Here is a 15,628-nt window from a genome sequence, read left to right as displayed (position 1 = left end):
CTGTTCAAAAGGAGTTGCCTGATGAAATGGTTCACTTTGTTATTGCTGCTTGGTGTCGGGACGACCTCTGCCGCCTGCCCTGATTATTTCAATGTGGAGCAACGGGAGCTCAACAGCACCCAGCGCCACAACCTCTGCCAGCTGACCGAAGGCAAGGTGGTACTGGTGGTAAACACGGCGTCTTATTGCGGTTATCGCGGCCAGTTTGGGGATCTGGAGACGCTTTATCAGACCTACAAGGACAAGGGGCTGATAGTGCTGGGTTTTCCGTCCAACGACTTCTGGCAGGAGTCGGGGGATGAGGACAAAACTGCCGCTGTTTGCCGCCGTGACTACGGGGTGACCTTCCCCATGTTCAACCGGCTGGCGGTACGCGGTGACGATGCGAGCCCGCTCTACAAGGGGTTGGCCGCGGCCGCGGGCGAGGCGCCGGGCTGGAACTTTCACAAGTACCTGATAGGGCGAGATGGCAAGCTGATTGCAAGCTATGGTGCGAACCAGAATCCGGCCGACGATCCTCTGCAAAAAGAGGTCAAACGGGCGCTCGGGCTTTAGGTCTACCCCGCTGCGGGCTGCTCTGGAATAATGGAGGTCCGCTTTCCTGTCTGGTAACTCTGTGCTGCAACGTCTGCCCCAAATGGTGATCTTCGATGCCCTGGTCCGTGAACAGGGCATCTCGGCGGCCGCACGGCGGCTCGGCGTCTCCAAATCCCACATCAGCAAACAGCTGGCCCAGCTTGAGGCCGAACTCGGTGCCCAGCTGGTGCAGCGCACCACTCGCCGCTTTTCCCTGACCGAACTCGGCCAGGAGTATGCCCGTCACTGCCGCGCTTTGGTGGCGGTGGCGCTGGAGGCGGACTCCATGGTGGCGGAGCGCCGTGGCAAGGTGAGTGGCGTGCTTCATCTTGGGGTGGGCCAGTCGTTTGGACGGCTGCACGTGATCCCGCGCCTCAAGGCGTTTCAGGATCGCTACCCCGAGCTGGAGCTGGAAGTCTCCCTGTTCGATCACAGAACCAACCTGGTGGATGAGGGGCTGGATCTCTGGATCACCACCTATGAAGACAAGCCCGAAGCGCTGGTGGGGCAGCGGCTGGCGGATATCCACTTCGTGCTGGTGGCCTCGCCTGACTATCTGCTGAGCCACGGCACACCCTTGCACCCAAAAGATCTGGCCCAGCACAACTGCATCACCTACCAGAGCCGGGAGCGGCGCTACCACGAGTGGTCGTTTCGCCAGGGCAAGGAGCGCCAGACGGTGCAGGTGGCAGGCAACTACAGGGTGGATCTGGCGGAGGCGGTGCGCGATGCCGCCCTGGCCGGGCTCGGCATCGCCTATGTCGCCAACTACTTGCTGGACAAGGAGTTGCAGTCCGGTCAGCTGATCCCCCTGCTGCCCCAGTGGCGGCCGAACCAGAAGATGGCGGTGCACGCCGTCTACGCCAGGCGCGAACATCTGGATCCCAAGATCCGTCTCTTCATCGATTTCCTCAAGGAGAGCTTCGGCCCCAATCCCTATTGGGAGCAGCGACTTGCCCCCTGGCTCGGCGGCAAATTGTCCGGTACAGAGGAATAATCGTTTCCATATAAGAACACTGGCTTTCGCATGATACCAAAATTGAACCAAATCAGCGGGTTGGCGCAACCGATATCGTGCAAACGTTTTTGCTAACAGGGCTGTAACCAGGCGGGCTTGCAGTAGTGGGGCGGGGGGAGCAGAATCCGCGCCCATCTTTTGCCTCACCTGATGGAGTCCCTATGATTGCCCTGCTCGGCATACTGAGTATCCTGGCCCTGGCCGTACTCTGCTCTGATAATCGTCGTCGTATCCCGTTGCGAACAGTGGGTCTCGCCCTCTGCCTGCAAGTCCTCTTTGCCGGTCTGGTGCTATGGCTGCCTGCCGGTCAGCACGTGCTGAATGGGGTCAGCGAGAGCGTCAGCAGCGTGATCGGTTACGGTCAGGAGGGGATCGCCTTCCTGTTCGGGGATCTGGCCAAGTTCAAGCTGGGCTTCATCTTTGCGTTCAACGTGCTGCCGGTCATCATCTTCTTCTCTGCGGTGATCGCGATCCTCTATCACATAGGCCTGATGCCGCGGGTCATCGCCCTGCTGGGCGGCGGTCTGCAGAAGCTGCTGGGTACCGGCCGTGCCGAGAGCCTCTCCGCCACCGCCAACATCTTCGTCGGCATGGTGGAAGCGCCGCTGGTGGTCAAGCCCTACCTCTCCAAGATGTCCGACTCCCAGTTCTTCGCCGTGATGAGCTGCGGTCTCGCCTCCGTGGCTGGCGGCACCCTGGTGGGCTACGCCAGTATCGGGGTTGAGCTCAAGTACCTGATAGCGGCGGCCTTCATGTCGGCACCTGCCGGTCTGGCCATGGCCAAGATCCTGGTGCCGCCCGGAGTCGGCGAGGTGGATCACCATCAGGACGTGGAGATCCCCCGTGCGACCAATGTCATCGAAGCGGCGGCCGATGGCGCCATGGCAGGCCTCAACATAGCGGTCGCGGTCGGCGCGACTCTGCTGGCTTTCGTCGGGGTGATCGCCATGCTCAACGGCCTGCTCGGCTGGGCCGGTGATCTGGTGGGACTGGAGCTGAGCTTCCAGATCATACTGGGCTGGCTGTTCGCCCCCGTCTCCTGGCTGATCGGCGTGCCCTGGGATCAGGCCCAGGCGGCTGGCGCCCTGATCGGGACCAAGATAGTCATCAACGAATTCGTCGCTTTCATCGCCCTGGTGCAGGATCAGACCCTGAACGAATCGAGCAAGGCCATCGTCACCTTCGCCCTGTGCGGTTTCGCCAACATCTCCTCCATGGCGATCCTCATCGGTGGCCTGGGCGCCATGGTGCCGGAGCGCAAATCCTTCATCGCCCGTTACGGCATGCGCGCCATACTGGCGGGTGTGCTGGCGAACCTGATGAGCGCCTCGCTGGCGGGGCTGTTCCTCGCCCTCTGATTGACCTCGAAGCTTGCACCTTCCGGTCAGAGCCCGCTTCGGCGGGCTTTTTTGTGGCTGTTTTTCAGACAAAAAAAAGCGCCTCAGAGGAGGCGCGGGGAAAAAGACAGATTGGAAGCGTCACATGGGTGCCACTTGAATGAGGGATGAGCCATGCCATCCAAGTGTGAAGCCATGATGCCTGACCCTGTCTGAAGCCCTTCTGAGGCGATTCTTCATACTATGTTCATTTTTATAAACGCAAAACGGCTCCAATCGAACAATCCTGATCTCTGTTGTGCCAATGGCTGAAGTGAGTGTTTTACAGGGATGGAGCCACTATCAAGGGGTCAACTCGAACGAACTGGCGTTCTGTTGTTCCAGCGCCAGCAACCAGCGCTTGATGGGGATGCCGCCGGCATAACCGGTCAGCTCGCCGCTGCGCCCTATCACCCTGTGACAGGGCACTATGATGCTGAGAGGATTGCGGCCATTGGCGGCACCCACGGCTCGCACCGCCTTGTGGTTGCCGATGGACTGGGCTATTTCGAGATAGCTGACGGTCTTGCCATAGGGAATGTCGCACAGAGCGCGCCACACCGACTGCTGGAAGGGGGTTCCCTTGGCGGCGAGCGGCAGATCGAAGCGTTGCAGACGGCCAGCGAAATAGGCGGCGAACTGCTCGACGTAAGGGGCCAGAGCCAGATCATCCTGACGCCACTGCTGGGTTGGCATTATGGGGCGCTCGCCCTGCATGAACTCCACGTGGCGCAGGCCATCCTGATCGATGGCGATGAGCAGGGGGCCGTGGGCGCTGTCGCAAAAACTGTATCTCATCTTCTCTCATCCTTGGCGTGGGCAAGTCGTAAGGCTGGCAGTATCACTCCAGCACGGGTTTGCCGCGGGCCGACTTGATGTCGCCCTTGCGCTTCTTGGCGTCGATCCGCTTGCGCTGGGAGCTGCGGGTCGGCTTGGTGGCATGACGGGCCTTGGGGCGCCAGGCGGCTTTCTTGAGCAGCTCCACCAGGCGGCTCATGGCCTCTTTTCGGTTCATGTCCTGGCTGCGATGGGTCTCGACGCGGATCTGGATAAAACCATCGTGTACCCGGCTGTCGCTCAGCTTGTCGAGCCCCTCTTTGTAGAGCGGGGGCAGACTGGGAGAGCTGCGGTAATCAAAGCGCAACCAGACGGCGGAGTCAGTCTTGTTGACGTGCTGGCCGCCGGCCCCTTGGGCCCGCATGGCCTGAAACTGCAGCTCATGCCAGGGGAGGGTGACGCTGTTGGAGATGACTAGCATACTGCTGTGCTCTTGTTTGGTGCATAGGGAGAGGCTGGTTCAGCTTGGTGCCTCATTATGGGGCGAGATGTGCTCCCTTGGTGATGCCGGGGGGGATTCATCCAGGGCATAAATGCTATCTTTTTGAAATTAAACAATAAAAAGACTTGGCACAAGAATTGATACCCAATTCACCACATACCATGGATTGGGAGCAACCAGATGAAGCTGATTACTGCGATTATCAAACCCTTCAAGTTGGACGATGTGCGTGAAGCCGTCGCCAGTCTGGGAGTCGAAGGACTGACAGTGTCCGAGGTCAAGGGGTTTGGCCGCCAGAAAGGGCACACCGAATTATACCGGGGAGCCGAGTACCAGGTCGACTTCTTACCCAAAGTGAAGCTGGAAATTGCGACGGCCGATGACAACGTCGAAGGGGTCATAGAGGCGATCTGCAAGGCGGCGTACACTGGCAAGATCGGCGATGGCAAGATTTTTGTCTACGATTTGTTGCAGGCGGTGCGCATTCGTACCGGTGAAAGCGATGACGAGGCGCTCTGATCGCTCGGGTGCCCTGGCGGCTTGAGCATGGGTAACCCTGTTTCGGATTGCCAGACCGGACGGGTTGCCGACAGGTAGTCGTTGATTGACTCCATGGTGGGGCTGGATAGGATTCTATCCGGCCCTTTTGTTTGCACGGCGTTTAAATATGTGATCCCGCACTCGATGTTTTCTTGATCCGGTTGGCGAGGCCAATGCAAAATACAAACAGCAATGGTTATCACTCGATATAGCAACTCAAGGAATGGATGATGAAAATGAAGATGCTGGCACTGGCTTTTTCTACCCTGGCTGCTCAGGGGGCGTTGGCGGCAGGAGAGGTGAATGTCTACTCCAACCGTCAGGATGAACTGATCAAGCCCATCATCCAGCAGTTCGAGAAGGAATCGGGCATCAAGGTCAACGTGGTGTTCGCCAAAGAGGGGCTGAACGAGCGTCTGGAGCGGGAAGGCAAGCTCTCTCCGGCTGACCTGATGCTGACCGTAGACATCAGCCGTCTGACTGATCTGGTGGACAAGGGGCTGGTGCAGCCGGTAGACAGCAAGATACTGCAGGAGAATATTCCCGCTATCTATCGTGACCCGGAGAACCGCTGGTTCGCCCTGACCACCCGAGTGCGTGCCATCTATTCGAGCAAGGAACGCCTCGGCAAACTCGACACCATCCGCTACGAAGATCTGGTCAAGCCTGAATTCAAAGGGAAAATTTGTACCCGTAGCGGCAAGCATGAGTACAATGTGGCGCTGGTTTCCTCCATGATCGCCCATCACGGCATGGCGGATGCAAAAACCTGGCTGGAAGGGGTCAAGGCCAACCTGGCGCGCAAGCCGCAAGGCAACGACAGGGATCAGGTCAAGGCGATCAAGGATGGCATCTGCGATCTGTCCCTCGGCAACAGCTACTACCTGGGTGCCATGTTGAAAGATCCGGCTCAGAAGTCCTGGGCTGATGCTGTCTACATCAACTTCCCGAACCAGGCTGACCGTGGCGCCCACGTCAACGTGAGCGGCGTGGCCATGACCAAGCATGCCAAGAACAAGGAAGCCGCCCAGAAGCTGATGGAGTTCCTGGCTGGCGATACTGCCCAGCACATGTATGCGGACGTGAATGCCGAGTACCCGGTCAAGGTCGGGGTCGAGCCTTCCGCCATGGTCAAGTCCTGGGGCAGTTTCAAGTCTGATCCCATGCCGGTCAGCGAGTACGCCAAGCACCGCAAGGATGCCTTGCAGTTGCTGGATGAAGTAAAATTCGACTTGTAATCAGATGGGGCCAAGGGCCCCATCCACTTCTGTGGTCTCATGAAAAATTGTGGATGGATTGTCAGCAGCTGGGCCACCGCCCTGCTGCTGGGTTTGCCGGTACTCGCCCTTATCTTCTCAGCCTTCTCGGCAGACGGAGACCTGTTTCGCCACCTCGCCGATACTGTGCTGTTCGATTATCTGGCCAATACGCTGGGACTGGTGGCGGGCGTAGTGCTACTCAGCCTGTTGTTCGGCGTACCTACCGCCTGGCTGGTAGCCATGTGTCAGGTACCGGGGCGCCGAGCCCTGCAGTGGGCGCTGATGCTGCCCATGGCCATGCCCTCCTATATCGTCGCCTACGTCTACACCGACCTGCTCGACTACTCGGGGCCGCTGCAGGCGGGGCTGCGCACCCTGTTTGAGTGGAGCAGACCGGCGGATTACTGGTTCCCGGCCATCCGATCCCTGGGCGGCGCCGCCTGGGTACTGGCGCTGGTGCTCTTTCCCTACGTCTATCTGCTGGCCCGCGCCTCGTTCTTGGAGCAGTCGGTCAGCCTCATTCACTCCAGCCGTCTGCTCGGCTGCACCCCCTGGCAGAGCTTTCGCCGCCTCAGTTTGCCGTTGGCACGCCCCGCCATCATGGTGGCGGTTTCCCTGGTAGCGATGGAGACCCTGGCCGACTTTGCCACTGTCCACTTCTTCGCCATCAACACCTTGACCACGGCGGTTTATGATACCTGGCTCGGCTATGGCAGCCTGGCCACCGCTGCCAAGCTCTCCTGCATGATGCTGCTAGCCGTGGTGCTGCTCATCGCGCTGGAGCGCCGCTCCCGCCAGCGTCAGCAGGTGTTTCAGAAATCCATGGGTCATGAGCAGCCGCTGCGTTATCCACTCAAGGGAGTCAGCCGTTGGCTGGCCGGACTCTGGTGCTGGGGACTGGTGCTGGCGGGTTTCGGCCTGCCATTTGTCATCCTGCTCGATTACGGCGTGCGCTATTTCGAACTCTCCTGGACGCCGGAGTTTCTCCGCTTCGCCGGCAACAGTCTGCTCATCTCGGCGCTGACAGCCCTGCTGGCCATGGGGATCGCCTTGCTGCTCGGTTTCTTCCGCCGCCTCGATGGCGGCGTCAAGAGTCTGCTGCCCCTGCGTATCGCCGCCATGGGATACGCCATGCCGGGAACCGTGCTCGCCATCGGCGTGCTGGTGCCGCTGACAGCCCTCGATTTTGGTATCAATGATCTGGCCGAGTGGCTTGGGGGGCAGGGGCCTGGCTTGCTGCTGACCGGTACCCTCACTGCCATCGTATTCGGCTATCTGGTGCGCTTCGTGGCCATTGCCATCGGTTCGGTGGAGAGCAGCATGGGCAAGATCTCCCCCAGCCTCGACATGGCGGCCCGTTCCCTGGGACAGGGAGATGGCGGTATGCTGCGGCGGGTTCATCTGCCGCTGGTGCGACGGGGTCTGTTTGCCGGTGCCATGCTGGTATTCATCGAATCCATGAAGGAGCTGCCCGCCGCCCTGCTGCTGCGGCCGTTCAACTTCGATACCCTGGCGACCCACGTCTATCAATTTGTCTCGGACGAGATGCTGGAACGCGGCGCCCTGGGGGCCATCGTTATCGTGCTGGTAGGGCTGTTGCCGCTCATCTGGGTCAACCGCAGCCTGGATAGCCAGGGGCACTGAGTCTGCAGATCACTCCCTGAATTGTTGTCCGGCGCAGGTCGGCCTGAATCAAAAGAATATGAGGAAGTCAGCCGTGTCTTGCTTGCAGGTTGAGAACGTCAGTTGCCGTTATAACGGTCGCAATGTGCTGGAGCAGCTGTCTCTGTCGGTGGCCGACAACGAGATTGTCTGTCTGCTGGGGGCCAGTGGCTGCGGTAAAACCACGCTGCTCAAGGCCATTGCAGGCCTGTTGCCGCTGGCCGAAGGGGAGATCCGCCTCGGTGCTACCCTGCTGGATGGGCCGGGCGTCAGCGTGCCACCCGAGGCGCGCAACATCGGTATGATCTTCCAGGATTACGCCCTCTTCCCCCATCTGACGGTGGCCGACAACGTCGGTTTCGGGCTGACTCGCCTTGACCGCTCCGCCCGTCAGCAGCAGGTGGAGGAGGCGCTGACGCTGGTCAAGCTGCAGGGGCTGGGAGATCGCTATCCCCATCAACTCTCTGGCGGGCAGCAGCAAAGGGTTGCCATCGCTCGCGCTCTGGTGTGCAAGCCGAAGTTGATGCTGCTGGATGAGCCCTTCTCGAACATAGATACCCAGGTGCGGATGAAGCTGATCCTCGAGATCCGCACCCTGCTCAAGCAGCAGGGGATCGGCGCCATCTTCGTCAGCCACAGCAAGGAGGAGGCGTTTGCCTTCGCCGACCGGCTGGCTCTGTTTCGGGCTGGTCATATCGAGCAGGTGGGACAGCCGGAGCAGCTTTATCGCCGCCCGCAGAACCGCTTCGTGGCCGAGTTTTTGGGCGGGGTGAATTATCTGGCCGCCGAGGTGGTGGACAGTCACTGCGTGCAGACGGCGCTCGGGGTTATCTGTGGCAGCGAGCCTCATGGTCGCAACCTGGGCGAGCTGCTGCAACTGATGCTCAGACCCCAGCAACTGTTGCTGGAGGCCGTCGTGGACGGCGAACTGACTGTGCTGGAGCAGCAGTTTCTCGGTCATCACTGTCGGGTGTTGTTCGAGTGTGGCGGTCAGCGACTGGAGGCGAGCATAGGTGAGCCACTCGGCGGGGATCGCGCTCGGGTCAAGGTCGCTCCCCATGGGTTGGTGTTGTTTGAACCAGTGCAGTGAACCACTTGATATCGTTATGAAATCAATGAATTGAATTCACTCTGGTTTATAATCGCACCACGCTAATGCCTATACAGGGGAGAGACAAATGAAAGCCCAAGCCGGGATCTGCGCAGAGCCGAATCTGCACGCCCTCTATCTGATGTTCAATCGCACAGGAGAGGCGACCGCACTGGTTGCCCGTCTGGCCAGCTTGCCTGCCCTGTGGGAAGCGGTTGCCGCCGATTTCCCCGATGCCGGTTTCACTGGCCTGGTCGCCGTCGGCGCCGATGCCTGGGATGACCTCTACCCTGTGGCCCGTCCGCCCCAGTTTCGCGGCTTTATGACGCAATCAGCCAACGGTCAGCAGGCGCCAAATACGCCGTTCGACCTCTTCGTGCAATTGCGTGCCGATCGGGTCGATGTTTTGCATCACGCCGGTCAAAGGGTGATGGCGCTGCTGGCCGGACTGGTGGCGCTGGTGGAAGAGGTGCGTGGTTTCCGCAATCTGGATTGCCGGGACCTGACCGGCTTCGTCGACGGCACTGAGAACCCGCAAGATGAACACCGCGCTGAGGTGGCCTTGCTTGAGGGTGGCGAGTTTGCCGGTGGCTCCTATGTCCATGTGCAGCGTTGGGTACATGCCATGAGCGACTGGGAGAAGCTCGCCCTGAAGGAACAGGAAGATATCATTGGCCGCACCAAGCGCGACAACATCGAATACGAGTCGGCCGACAAGCCGCTGACCTCCCATATCAAGCGGGTCAACCTCAAGACGCCCAAGGGTGAATCCATGGAGATACTGCGTCAGAGCATGCCCTGGGGAACCATGACGGAGCAGGGACTCTATTTCATCTCCTGCTGCCGCACGCCGTTGCACTTCAATGCCATGATGGCCAGCATGTACAAGGGGGAGGGCGGCCATTTCGATCACCTGCTGCGCTTCACCACGGCAGTGACTGGTGCGGCCTTCTTTGCCCCCTCGGAAGATTTTCTGGTGGCACAGGGTCAATAAGTCAGCATTTACCTGTGCGCAGAAAACAAAAATCCCGGCCTTGGCCGGGATTTTGCGTTCTGGCGGTACCGCTAGTAGGCGGTGGCCTGCGCATTGGCTGACATTAAGGGGTCTGTTCGAACAGCTCGAGGGCGGAGAGATAGAGCTCTTCGATATCGGTGTCGCTGGTCGGAGTGATGAAGATGGTGTCATCACCGGCGATAGTGCCGAGGATCCCTTCTGCCTTGCCGAGTGAGTCGAGCAGGCGGGCGATCAGCTGGGCTGCACCCGGGCTGGTGTGGATCACGACCAGGGCGCCGTTGTGGTCGACGTCGAGTACTAGGTTCTTGAGCGGGCTGGAAGTGGTGGGTACACCCAGTTCCACCGGCAGGCAGTAAACCATCTCCATCTTGGCATTGCGGGTGCGAACGGCGCCGAAGCGGCTCAGCATGCGCGATACCTTGGACTGGTTGATGTTTTCGAAGCCCATCTCTTGCAGGGCAGTCACTATCTCTGCCTGGGAGCCAAATCGTTCTTCTTTCAGCAAGGCTTTAAAGGCCTTGGCCAGTTTTTCTTGCTTGTCGTTGTGTTTCATCTTGGACTCACGAATGAGGAGGTGTGGCTGCCTGTCACGCTCAGGCGGCAGATATGAACAGCGTGCCCATTTTGCATTCATGTGCCTATTTTTGCAAGGAAGCGGCGGTTGTTCTGCATATTGATTCAAAATTAGCTTGCATCCCCCCATGTTGGGGCTAAAATCGGGACGAAATTTTGAAAACTTATTCAATTGGGCTGTATGGGTATTGAACTAATCGGTATCGCAAAATCCTGGCACAAAGTGCCGGTACTGCAAGATGTCAGCTTTCGGACTGAGCCCGGTGAAACCTTGGTGCTGCTGGGCCCGAGCGGTGCTGGCAAGAGCTCGCTGCTACGCATGATGAACTTGCTGGACACGCCGGATGCCGGCGTATTGCGCATCGGTGAAAGTGAATTTTCTTTCCCGTCCGGCCTGTCTGCTGCCGAATTCAACCGTCAGGCACAGGCACTGCGTCGCAAGGTAGGCATGGTGTTCCAGCAGTACAATCTCTGGCCACATCTGACCGTGATGGAGAACCTCATAGAGGCACCCGTCAAGTTGCTCGGCATGAGCAAGGCCGCGGCCATCGAGAAGGGTGCCTACCTGTTGACCCAGTTGCAACTGGCCGACAAGCGTGATGCCTGGCCTGCCCGCCTCTCGGGTGGTCAACAGCAACGGGTGGCCATTGCCCGTACCCTGATGATGGATCCGCAAGTGCTGCTGTTTGACGAGCCGACGGCTGCACTCGATCCCGAGATCACCAAAGAGGTGGCCGAGATCATCCGCAATCTGGGCCAGACAGGTATTACCCAGGTGGTGGTGACCCACGAGGTGGAGTTTGCCCGCAAGGTGGCCAGTCAGGTGATTTATCTGGAAAAGGGGCGGATCATCGAGTCCGGCACCGCCGCCATTTTCCAATCCCCGCAAACCAGCCGGTTTGCCGAATTCTTGATGCATTGATATTCAAATCGATAAGGAAGCTGTCATGAAAAAGAGTCTGTTGCTGGTTGCTGCCATGGGTTTGCTGAGCACCTCTGTGCTGGCCAAAGAGATCAAGTTCGCCACCGAGGCGACTTATGCACCGTTCGAATACCTGGACGACAAAAACGAGTTTCAGGGCTTTGACATCGACCTGGCCCGTGCCATCTGTACCCAGGTCAAGCTGGAGTGCAGCTTCCACAACCAGGCCTTCGACAGCCTGATCCCCAGCCTCAAGTTCCGTCGTTATGACGCTGCCATTGCAGCCATGGATGTGACCCCGGAGCGGGCAGCCCAGGTCGACTTTTCCGACATCTATTACGAGAACTCAGCCGTGTTCGTGGCCAAGAAAGGGACCTTCAAGGGACCGGAAGACTTGGTCGACAAGACGGTCGGCGTGCAGAATGGTTCCTCCCATCAGTCCTATCTGGTGGATAACTGGATCAGCAAAGGCTTGCTGACCGTGCCCTATGCCAGCTACCAGAGTGCCTTCCTCGACATGATGAATGGCCGCACCGATGGTGTGTTTGCCGATACTGCAGTCGCTGCCGACTGGCTCAAGCAGCACAAGGAGTATGTCGTGATCGGTGCGCCTGTGACCGATGCCAAGTACTTCGGTACCGGCTTTGGCATCGCAGTGGCCAAGGGTAACCTGGAGCTGCTGACCCAGCTGAACAAGGGGCTGGCCGAAATCAAGGCCAACGGCACCTATCAGAAAATCTTCGACAAATACTTCGCGCAGTAAGCCATGTTGAGCCTGTTGTTGGATGCAGCCTGGATGACCCTCGGGCTGGCCTTGGCATCACTGGTCGGTGGCATGGTATTGGCGCTGGGATTGAGCGCCGCCGAGCTGAGTAAGCAGCCTTGGCTGGTGTGGCCTGTGGCTACACTGACCACCTTGATCCGTGGCTTGCCCGAGCTGTTGGTGGTGCTGTTCATCTACTTCGGCTCGACCCAGGTGCTGTTTCTCATCACAGGCGAGTATGTGGAGTTCAGTCCGTTCGCCTGTGGCGTGCTTGCACTCTCTCTGCTGTTTGCCAGCTATGCCACCCAGACTCTGCGCGCGGCGCTCAATGCGGTGCCCGCCGGACAGCGGTTGGCGGCGCTGGCGCTCGGTCTTGGCAAGGGGCACATCTTCTTTCGCATCGTGTTGCCCCAAGCTTGGCGTCATGCCCTGCCGGGCCTCGGCAATCAGTGGCTGGTGTTGCTCAAGGATACGGCGCTGGTCTCCCTCATAGGGGTGAACGAGATGATGCGTCAGGCCCAGATGGCCTCGGCCAGCACTTATGAACCTTTCACCTGGTATGCTGCCGCGGCCCTCATCTATCTTGCCATCAGCTTGGTGAGTGAATTTGGCCTTAAGCAGGCTGCCCGCTATACCCGCCGCTACGGAGGTTGACCATGCAGGACTATTTCATGACTCTGCTTGGTGGTCTGGCGATCACCTTGCAATTAACTGCTCTCAGTCTGCTGCTCGGCGTACTGATGGCGGCTGCCATGACATGGGTGCTGGAGCAGCGCATTCCGGTGGCGACCCAGCTGGTACAGCTGTGGGTGCTGATCTTCACCGGCACGCCGCTGCTGATCCAGATCTTCCTCATCTACTACGGACCGGGACAGTTCGAGTGGCTCAAATCAGGACCGCTCTGGCCGCTGCTCAAGCAGCCCTGGTTCTGCGCCGTGCTGGCCCTTGGTTTCAACACTGCGGCCTATTCAACCCGCTTGTTCAAGGGGGCGCTCGATGCCATTCCGTCCGGTGAGGTGGAGGCGTGCCGCGCCCTCGGCTTTTCGGCCGGGCAGACCCTGTGGATGAAGGTGCGTCATGCTGCGCGGCGACTGGTGCCTGCCTATTCCAACGAGGTGATCCTGGTGCTCAAGGGCAGTTCACTGGCCAGCACCATTACCATCATGGACGTGATGGGTCTGGCCCAGCGCCTCAACGCCCAGACCTATGACACCCTGGCTGTGTTCACTGTGGCCGGTGCGCTTTACCTGACCATGAACGGATTGTTAACAATTGGGTTTCGCTGGTGTGAACTGCGAGCCCTGGCATTCCAGGCCTGAGCTCGGTAGATCTACCTCTTTGTGGTAGGTATAAATGCGGGAAATCTGTGCTTCTCCTCTGATTTTTTGCATTTCCCCCCATTTTTATGCGCCGCCTGTTTATTGGCTCACAGAACCCGTGATTGCAACTGTTATCAGATTGTTTTTTATGGGGGGATCCATTAAGGTTGGGCCCACAACAAGAAACAACCTTAAACCTACGCTTAAACATGGAGTTGATCATGAAAGTTGCCGTTCTGGGTGCCGCCGGTGGCATCGGCCAAGCCCTCGCTCTGCTGTTGAAAAACCGCCTCCCTGCTGGTTCCGAACTGAGCCTGTATGACATAGCCCCTGTCACTCCGGGTGTGGCGGTCGATCTGAGCCATATCCCGACTGACGTGAAAGTAAAAGGTTTCTGCGGTGAAGATCCTAGCCCCGCTCTGGTCGGCGCCGATGTGGTGCTGATCTCCGCCGGTGTGGCGCGCAAGCCCGGCATGGATCGTTCCGATCTGTTCAATATCAACGCCGGTATCGTCAAGAATCTGGTCGAAAAATGTGCCGCCTCCTGCCCGAAAGCGCTGATCGGCATCATCACCAACCCGGTCAACACCACTGTCGCCATCGCGGCTGAAGTGCTGAAAAAAGCCGGTGTCTACGACAAGCGTCGCCTGTTTGGCGTCACCACCCTGGATGTGATCCGCGCCGAGACCTTCGTGGCCGACGCCAAGGGTCTGAATGTCGACAAGGTGCGTGTCAACGTGATCGGCGGCCACAGTGGCGTGACCATACTGCCGCTGCTGTCCCAGATCGAAGGGGCTTCCTTCTCTGCAGAAGAAGTGGCAGCCATGACCAAGCGTATCCAGAACGCCGGCACCGAAGTGGTTGAAGCCAAGGCCGGTGGTGGTTCTGCCACACTTTCCATGGGTCAGGCTGCCTGTCGTTTTGGCCTGTCCCTCATCAAGGGTCTGCAGGGCGAAGCCAACGTCATCGAGTGCGCTTATGTGGAAGGGGATGGCAAGCACGCTACCTTCTTCGCACAGCCCATCTTGCTGGGCAAGAATGGCGTCGAAACCGTGCTGGACTACGGCAAGCTGAGTGCCTTCGAGCAAGAGGCGATGGAGGGCATGCTGGCCACTCTGAAAGCCGATATCCAGCTGGGTGTCGAGTTCGTCAAGTAAGCCGCATGGCTGACAAAAAGGGGAGCTTCGGCTCCCCTTTGTCATTGCTGCAGGGTGCTGACGGTGACGGGCTAAGGGGATGGGCCTGGCTGCCGATAATAGAGAGCAGCAGGAGAACCTTATGATGAAACCCCTTCCCCTTTTTGGCCTTGCTTGTTTGCTGACGACCCAGGCACAGGGCGCGGAGCCACAGGTATCCGCCGCCGCACCTACGGCAAGCAGTGCAGTTTCCGTGGCAGAGTCAGCGACCGCATCCCCGCCTGCGGTTTCCGCCGCCGAGCCGGTGGTTGTATCTCAGCCTGCGGTTTCCGCCGCTGGACCGGTCGCGTCATATCAGCCTGAGGTGTCTGCAGCCGGGCCAGCAGCACCACTGCCAGTCGCTCCTTCAATGGCGCAGGCCTCATCAGCTGCGGCTGCCACCGCGTCGGATGGCGGACTTTCTCCAACCAGTCCACCCATGACCAGTACGCCGACGAGCGGTGTAGATGACAGCGGCAACCTGCAGGCTGTGCCCCTCTATCGTCAGGACGAGTTGCTCAACTGGATTGAGCAGGGGCGTCATTTACAGCAGGTAAAACAGGACAGATGCCAGCTCACCCAGGATATCGAGGTGCGGGCCGAAGTAATGAAGGTGCCTGCCTATCAGTTCCTGTGGGGAGACATGCTGGCCTGGGGAGTGTGCATCAAGCCCAATGCGGAGCTCGGGGTCAAATTCATGTGGGATGCAGCCAATCAGGGGTTGGCACCTGCGCTGGAACAGCTGGGCCGTTATTACTGGAAGGGCACCCTGGTGCAAAAAGATCTGCTCAAGGCCGAAACCCTGATGCGTGAAGCGGCCAGTCTGGGGTTTCAACGGGCACAGATAGAGTGGGTCGAGATGTTGCTGCAGGGGCTGGGCAGCCCGCTGGATTATGAAGAGGCGTATCACTGGCTGCACAGTACTGTCATTGGTGACAAGGCCCAGCATCAGAAGGCGACCAGCCTGCTGAATCGACTGGGCAACCGCATGCCTGCCAACGCCATTGCCCGTGCCAAGGCGATGCGTTAAATAAAAAGGACCCACAGGCTCTCACCTGTGG

The 15,628-nt window shown here is 59.1% G+C and carries 17 protein-coding genes; 14 read left to right on the top strand and 3 right to left on the bottom strand.

Features of this window, described 5'->3' with window-relative positions:
• The first annotated feature begins 21 nt into the window (after positions 1–21).
• The 3 genes from GWQ31_RS10335 (at position 22) to GWQ31_RS10325 (ending at position 2,952) form a co-directional block, all read left to right on the top strand.
• On the top strand, positions 22–555 hold the full coding sequence (locus GWQ31_RS10335) for a glutathione peroxidase (protein WP_111588019.1): 534 nt from the start codon (positions 22–24) through the stop codon (positions 553–555).
• Between the two features lie 82 nt (positions 556–637).
• Positions 638–1,573, top strand: coding sequence for a LysR family transcriptional regulator (locus GWQ31_RS10330; RefSeq protein WP_059111818.1), 936 nt, complete (start codon positions 638–640; stop codon positions 1,571–1,573).
• 182 nt (positions 1,574–1,755) lie between these two features.
• Positions 1,756–2,952, top strand: coding sequence for a NupC/NupG family nucleoside CNT transporter (locus tag GWQ31_RS10325; protein ID WP_111588018.1), 1,197 nt, complete (start codon positions 1,756–1,758; stop codon positions 2,950–2,952).
• Positions 2,953–3,273: 321 nt separating this feature from the next.
• Here GWQ31_RS10325 and GWQ31_RS10320 read toward each other — a convergent pair whose 3' ends face one another.
• Positions 3,274–3,768 (bottom strand): methylated-DNA--[protein]-cysteine S-methyltransferase, encoded by a 495-nt coding sequence (locus GWQ31_RS10320; RefSeq protein ID WP_005313565.1) that lies wholly within the window; start codon positions 3,766–3,768, stop codon positions 3,274–3,276.
• A 43-nt stretch (positions 3,769–3,811) separates the two neighbouring features.
• Positions 3,812–4,228: an alternative ribosome rescue aminoacyl-tRNA hydrolase ArfB gene (gene arfB, locus GWQ31_RS10315; RefSeq protein WP_005313563.1), complete on the bottom strand. Its 417-nt coding sequence runs from the start codon at positions 4,226–4,228 to the stop codon at positions 3,812–3,814.
• 201 nt (positions 4,229–4,429) lie between these two features.
• On the opposite strand from arfB, the gene glnK reads away from it, so the two are divergent.
• From glnK to GWQ31_RS10290, 5 genes are all read left to right on the top strand, one after another.
• Positions 4,430–4,768, top strand: coding sequence for a P-II family nitrogen regulator (gene glnK, locus GWQ31_RS10310; protein ID WP_005313561.1), 339 nt, complete (start codon positions 4,430–4,432; stop codon positions 4,766–4,768).
• Between the two features lie 251 nt (positions 4,769–5,019).
• Positions 5,020–6,027 (top strand): Fe(3+) ABC transporter substrate-binding protein, encoded by a 1,008-nt coding sequence (locus tag GWQ31_RS10305; protein WP_111588017.1) that lies wholly within the window; start codon positions 5,020–5,022, stop codon positions 6,025–6,027.
• Positions 6,028–6,066: 39 nt separating this feature from the next.
• On the top strand, positions 6,067–7,692 hold the full coding sequence (locus GWQ31_RS10300; protein WP_275909292.1) for an iron ABC transporter permease: 1,626 nt from the start codon (positions 6,067–6,069) through the stop codon (positions 7,690–7,692).
• A gap of 73 nt (positions 7,693–7,765) precedes the next feature.
• A complete protein-coding gene (locus tag GWQ31_RS10295) occupies positions 7,766–8,800 on the top strand; it encodes an ABC transporter ATP-binding protein (RefSeq protein ID WP_087756510.1) in 1,035 nt (344 codons plus the stop codon).
• Between the two features lie 88 nt (positions 8,801–8,888).
• The gene (locus tag GWQ31_RS10290; protein WP_099991596.1) at positions 8,889–9,794 is read left to right on the top strand and encodes a Dyp-type peroxidase; all 906 of its coding nucleotides are present in this window, start codon (positions 8,889–8,891) and stop codon (positions 9,792–9,794) included.
• A gap of 103 nt (positions 9,795–9,897) precedes the next feature.
• Here the strand turns inward: GWQ31_RS10290 and argR are convergent, their stop codons facing one another.
• Positions 9,898–10,368, bottom strand: coding sequence for a transcriptional regulator ArgR (gene argR / locus GWQ31_RS10285; protein WP_005308670.1), 471 nt, complete (start codon positions 10,366–10,368; stop codon positions 9,898–9,900).
• Positions 10,369–10,569: 201 nt separating this feature from the next.
• On the opposite strand from argR, the gene GWQ31_RS10280 reads away from it, so the two are divergent.
• From GWQ31_RS10280 to GWQ31_RS10255, 6 genes are all read left to right on the top strand, one after another.
• Positions 10,570–11,310, top strand: a complete 741-nt coding sequence (locus GWQ31_RS10280) for an ATP-binding cassette domain-containing protein (RefSeq protein WP_005313549.1) — start codon at positions 10,570–10,572, stop codon at positions 11,308–11,310.
• A gap of 25 nt (positions 11,311–11,335) precedes the next feature.
• Positions 11,336–12,073 (top strand): transporter substrate-binding domain-containing protein, encoded by a 738-nt coding sequence (locus tag GWQ31_RS10275; protein WP_005313547.1) that lies wholly within the window; start codon positions 11,336–11,338, stop codon positions 12,071–12,073.
• 3 nt (positions 12,074–12,076) lie between these two features.
• Positions 12,077–12,727: an arginine ABC transporter permease ArtQ gene (gene artQ / locus GWQ31_RS10270; protein ID WP_017411605.1), complete on the top strand. Its 651-nt coding sequence runs from the start codon at positions 12,077–12,079 to the stop codon at positions 12,725–12,727.
• A gap of 2 nt (positions 12,728–12,729) precedes the next feature.
• Positions 12,730–13,392 (top strand): arginine ABC transporter permease ArtM, encoded by a 663-nt coding sequence (gene artM / locus GWQ31_RS10265; protein ID WP_219615105.1) that lies wholly within the window; start codon positions 12,730–12,732, stop codon positions 13,390–13,392.
• A gap of 221 nt (positions 13,393–13,613) precedes the next feature.
• Positions 13,614–14,549: a malate dehydrogenase gene (gene mdh / locus GWQ31_RS10260; protein ID WP_017411604.1), complete on the top strand. Its 936-nt coding sequence runs from the start codon at positions 13,614–13,616 to the stop codon at positions 14,547–14,549.
• A gap of 457 nt (positions 14,550–15,006) precedes the next feature.
• A complete protein-coding gene (locus GWQ31_RS10255) occupies positions 15,007–15,597 on the top strand; it encodes a flagellar protein MotX (RefSeq protein WP_265455256.1) in 591 nt (196 codons plus the stop codon).
• The last annotated feature ends 31 nt before the right edge of the window (positions 15,598–15,628 follow it).

The sequence above is a fragment of the Aeromonas sp. 2MA4 genome, assembly GCF_029237305.1.
GTDB classification, from domain to species: Bacteria; Pseudomonadota; Gammaproteobacteria; order Enterobacterales; family Aeromonadaceae; genus Aeromonas; species Aeromonas salmonicida.
Note: the sequence above shows the minus strand (reverse complement) of the source record. Positions and strands in the feature narration are given on the sequence as shown.

Coding starts and splice junctions, on each gene's coding strand:
- GWQ31_RS10275 (WP_005313547.1), top strand. CDS start 11,336: ATGAAAAAGAGTCTGTTGCTGGTTGCTGCCATGGGTTTGCTGAGCACC.
- GWQ31_RS10335 (WP_111588019.1), top strand. CDS start 22: ATGAAATGGTTCACTTTGTTATTGCTGCTTGGTGTCGGGACGACCTCT.
- GWQ31_RS10300 (WP_275909292.1), top strand. CDS start 6,067: ATGAAAAATTGTGGATGGATTGTCAGCAGCTGGGCCACCGCCCTGCTG.
- artQ (WP_017411605.1), top strand. CDS start 12,077: ATGTTGAGCCTGTTGTTGGATGCAGCCTGGATGACCCTCGGGCTGGCC.
- GWQ31_RS10320 (WP_005313565.1), bottom strand. CDS start 3,768: ATGAGATACAGTTTTTGCGACAGCGCCCACGGCCCCCTGCTCATCGCC.
- artM (WP_219615105.1), top strand. CDS start 12,730: ATGCAGGACTATTTCATGACTCTGCTTGGTGGTCTGGCGATCACCTTG.
- GWQ31_RS10255 (WP_265455256.1), top strand. CDS start 15,007: ATGACCAGTACGCCGACGAGCGGTGTAGATGACAGCGGCAACCTGCAG.
- GWQ31_RS10325 (WP_111588018.1), top strand. CDS start 1,756: ATGATTGCCCTGCTCGGCATACTGAGTATCCTGGCCCTGGCCGTACTC.
- argR (WP_005308670.1), bottom strand. CDS start 10,368: ATGAAACACAACGACAAGCAAGAAAAACTGGCCAAGGCCTTTAAAGCC.
- GWQ31_RS10280 (WP_005313549.1), top strand. CDS start 10,570: ATGGGTATTGAACTAATCGGTATCGCAAAATCCTGGCACAAAGTGCCG.
- arfB (WP_005313563.1), bottom strand. CDS start 4,228: ATGCTAGTCATCTCCAACAGCGTCACCCTCCCCTGGCATGAGCTGCAG.
- GWQ31_RS10330 (WP_059111818.1), top strand. CDS start 638: ATGGTGATCTTCGATGCCCTGGTCCGTGAACAGGGCATCTCGGCGGCC.
- GWQ31_RS10305 (WP_111588017.1), top strand. CDS start 5,020: ATGAAAATGAAGATGCTGGCACTGGCTTTTTCTACCCTGGCTGCTCAG.
- GWQ31_RS10290 (WP_099991596.1), top strand. CDS start 8,889: ATGAAAGCCCAAGCCGGGATCTGCGCAGAGCCGAATCTGCACGCCCTC.
- mdh (WP_017411604.1), top strand. CDS start 13,614: ATGAAAGTTGCCGTTCTGGGTGCCGCCGGTGGCATCGGCCAAGCCCTC.
- glnK (WP_005313561.1), top strand. CDS start 4,430: ATGAAGCTGATTACTGCGATTATCAAACCCTTCAAGTTGGACGATGTG.